The 3,036-nt window shown below is 45.3% G+C and carries 1 protein-coding gene; it reads left to right on the top strand.

The features are described from left to right. The first annotated feature begins 525 nt into the window (after positions 1-525). On the top strand, positions 526-2,502 hold the full coding sequence (locus J1785_RS02010) for a TIR domain-containing protein (RefSeq protein WP_217218689.1): 1,977 nt from the start codon (positions 526-528) through the stop codon (positions 2,500-2,502). Positions 2,503-3,036 lie beyond the last annotated feature (534 nt).

The following is a 3,036-nucleotide window of genomic DNA, read 5'->3' as shown; positions in this document are numbered from 1 at the left end:
TTTCTAAATTTGGCTCCTCTGACTGGGATCGCCTTTGCCAGTAACTGGCTAATAAGTAAGCTAAACCTGAATTCCTATCCTGTCAAGACCACCAGAATGACCACCTTGAATGAAAGCAGTTTTATGTACGTCGTGTTTTCTGATTAAGATGCTAGGTGAGTATATGTTTAACTCCGCTAGGGCGTTTAGCCGTAGATAGGCCATTAGCGCTCAGGAAATCGAATATAACCTTCTACAGGTACACTGAGGTTATCCAGCTTTTCTCCGTTCGCTTCTTGTGAAATGTACCAAAACGTGTAAAAGGTTCACTACTGGGAGAGGCTATGTGTACATCCGTAGTGAGGTGGTTGAAAATAGGTTTATCTAGGCTTGCAATTGTGCATAGGCGCGCTAGATAAGCGGCAGTTACACCTCTGTGATGATCCTCGCCACATATTTTTCCATAAGTCGAAAAATTAGTATTATTTTATCATTTGTATCCTGCATTCTGCGCATAAAACTATGTATTCAAGGATCCCGAATAATATGACTAACTGTGTCGATATTCTCCTTTATGTTGCCTTAAGTGAAGAAGCTGATTCGGTGCTTGAAGTACTCGGAAACCAATTTCAACCGAAGGAGCTAGATTATGCAAACCTTACCTCTTTCTTCGGAACTCTTCCTGGCCCCAGCCCAGATCGTGATTTCAAAGTGGCAATGGTTCCTGCCGGAAAGATGGGTAACACCCACTCAGCTTCAGTGGTTTCACTCTTAATCGCAAAATTTAAACCTGTGGATGTGGTTGTGATCGGGATCGCTGGATCACTTTCTAACGATATGGAGCCGGGAGATGTTTTTATTCCCGACAGCATAAACGAGTACCTTGCGAATTCAGCCGCCTATGGTGAAGGGGATGATTGGAAATTCCAAATTTCTACAAACCGTTTTCAGACCTCTCGGCGGTTACTGAACCGCTTTCAGGTCTTTGCGCTTACGAAAAAAAACCAATATCAATCCTGGCAGGACAGCACATACAAAATAAGATCCGCCTTGATATCAGCAGAGACCGATACAGCACTTAAGAGCGCAGGCTTAGCAATGCGCGGAGTTTGCAAACTCTATGCGGGCAATGATCTAAATCTAGCTAGTGGTCCGGCTGTGGGGAAAGGCAAGGCTTTCACAGAATGGATCAAACGAGAAGTGGATCGAAAGGCTGCGGCTGTTGAGATGGAGACTGCAGGGGTTTACGATGCCGCACTAGTTCCAACGCCAGCACCTAGAACTATTGCGATCCGTGGCATCTCTGATTATGCCGATGCGCGTAAGGAGAAGATTGAGACAACAGCCGAAGGTATGTTTCGAGAGCTGTCTGCCAAAAACGCTGTTTCGCTATTTGTACATGCGGTGAAAGCTGGGCTATTTGAAGCCGAGGATTCTAATGCGGTTACCTCCAGTGTAGTATCCGACACCGAACGTCTAGGCTCATGGGCAAGGTCAGTTTTTGTTATAGGGGGAGAAACAGGTGAAACTGCCGATGTAGACGCTGAACGTCCTCGACTGCACCGGGCGTCTTTGAAATTAGGCGCCGCTTTGGCTCGAGGGGGGGCTGATCTTATCGTCTGTAGCCCATTTCCTGACTCGGCAGACTACTATGTTGCTATGGGTTATTCTGATGAAAATTCTGGTGGGATCATTCATTTTCACAGCCCCATTCATCAGAAAATTGAGGATAAACGGGCTCTTTTCAGAAAATTACATGGCAAGCCTAATTTGACAGTCCTGGACTGGAACTATCCCACTCCGGAAACGGATACCACTGAATCTTGGTCACAAGCTTGGCTACTTGCCCAACTCCAGGCTCTCGAAAAAGCAGATGTTGTTGTCGCCCTCGGCGGTAAAATGTCTAAGAACGCGAGTACGTTACTCCATTTGGCCGAGGCGAAAAGCTTACCAATCATTCCATTTGCTTTCTTGGGTGGAGCGGCAAGCCGCGCTTATCAACGACGGAGTTGGGCGGACCTCAACCCCGGCTTTGACGCATCTATTCTTGATAGTGAGGATAAGGTTGAGCAGGTCGTAGCAATAGCTAACCGTTTGGTTAGTGATCGAGTCAAGCGATCAATAGCTAGCGGTGATCGGCCTAAATCTATTTTTATCAGCGTTGCGAGGCAAGACGCTGACATGGGTGCAGCTCTGGAAGGGGTACTAAAGAATCATGGGATTGAGGCCGTTTTGGGTGATAATGAGATAGATTCGAGCCAAATGATCACTGCCACGATAGAGAACGCTCTTCGTCGCAGTGACATCGTTGCAGTACTCTGGAGTCGATCATATGCTCAAAGCCCTTGGTGTTACGACGAACTAGCTCTTGCTCTCAGCTTGGAAGCACTTGGTAAGATGAAGGTCTGGTTGTTTAATTTGGATGATTCATCAATCGTACCTACTTCAGCTCGAAAGTTCCCTGCTATTTCGGTGCGAAATATTGGAGGGCTTCAAAGATCTATAGAAGACCTCTTATCTTAGCTTTTCTAGTTTGTCGTCAATCATTTCAACCATATGGATTTCAGTACATTTTCCGCACATAGCATCAGGGTCTAAGAATATGCTCGTGACACTTATGAGGAACTTCTCAGATCAGTAAACAGGCATGACTTACTGAGAACCCTTCGTTGTCGATAATGGACTTTTGGTAAAATGTATGCGAGAGAAAGAAAGCAGCAAATGTAGTTGCTAACCGGTCGAAGATTATACTGTCCAGATTCGCCACCGGATTGTTTTCTCGGAGTTTCTGAGGTGTGGCATGACGTAGTGTGTTGCATATATGTTGCCGAATACGAGTCGGCAATTTCAGTATTTCTTTATTTTCAAAAGTTTTCTGCAGAGCGCTGTTGTGATAGTTTGCGTAAGCAATTCATTGATACCATTACGCTATTCTAATTTATAAGGCAAAGTTGCATCAGGATAGGCATCTAAGCCAAGTAGGGATTCTTCTCAATCTTGAGATACCAAAAATGTGAACCGCCTGAATTAACCCAAATGTACAGATCTTGGGGATTG

The organism is Rahnella perminowiae (genome assembly GCF_019049755.1).
Classification (GTDB): Bacteria; Pseudomonadota; Gammaproteobacteria; order Enterobacterales; family Enterobacteriaceae; genus Rahnella; species Rahnella perminowiae.
This window is presented reverse-complemented; position numbering and strand designations above follow the sequence as displayed.

Coding starts and splice junctions, on each gene's coding strand:
- J1785_RS02010 (WP_217218689.1), top strand. CDS start 526: ATGACTAACTGTGTCGATATTCTCCTTTATGTTGCCTTAAGTGAAGAA.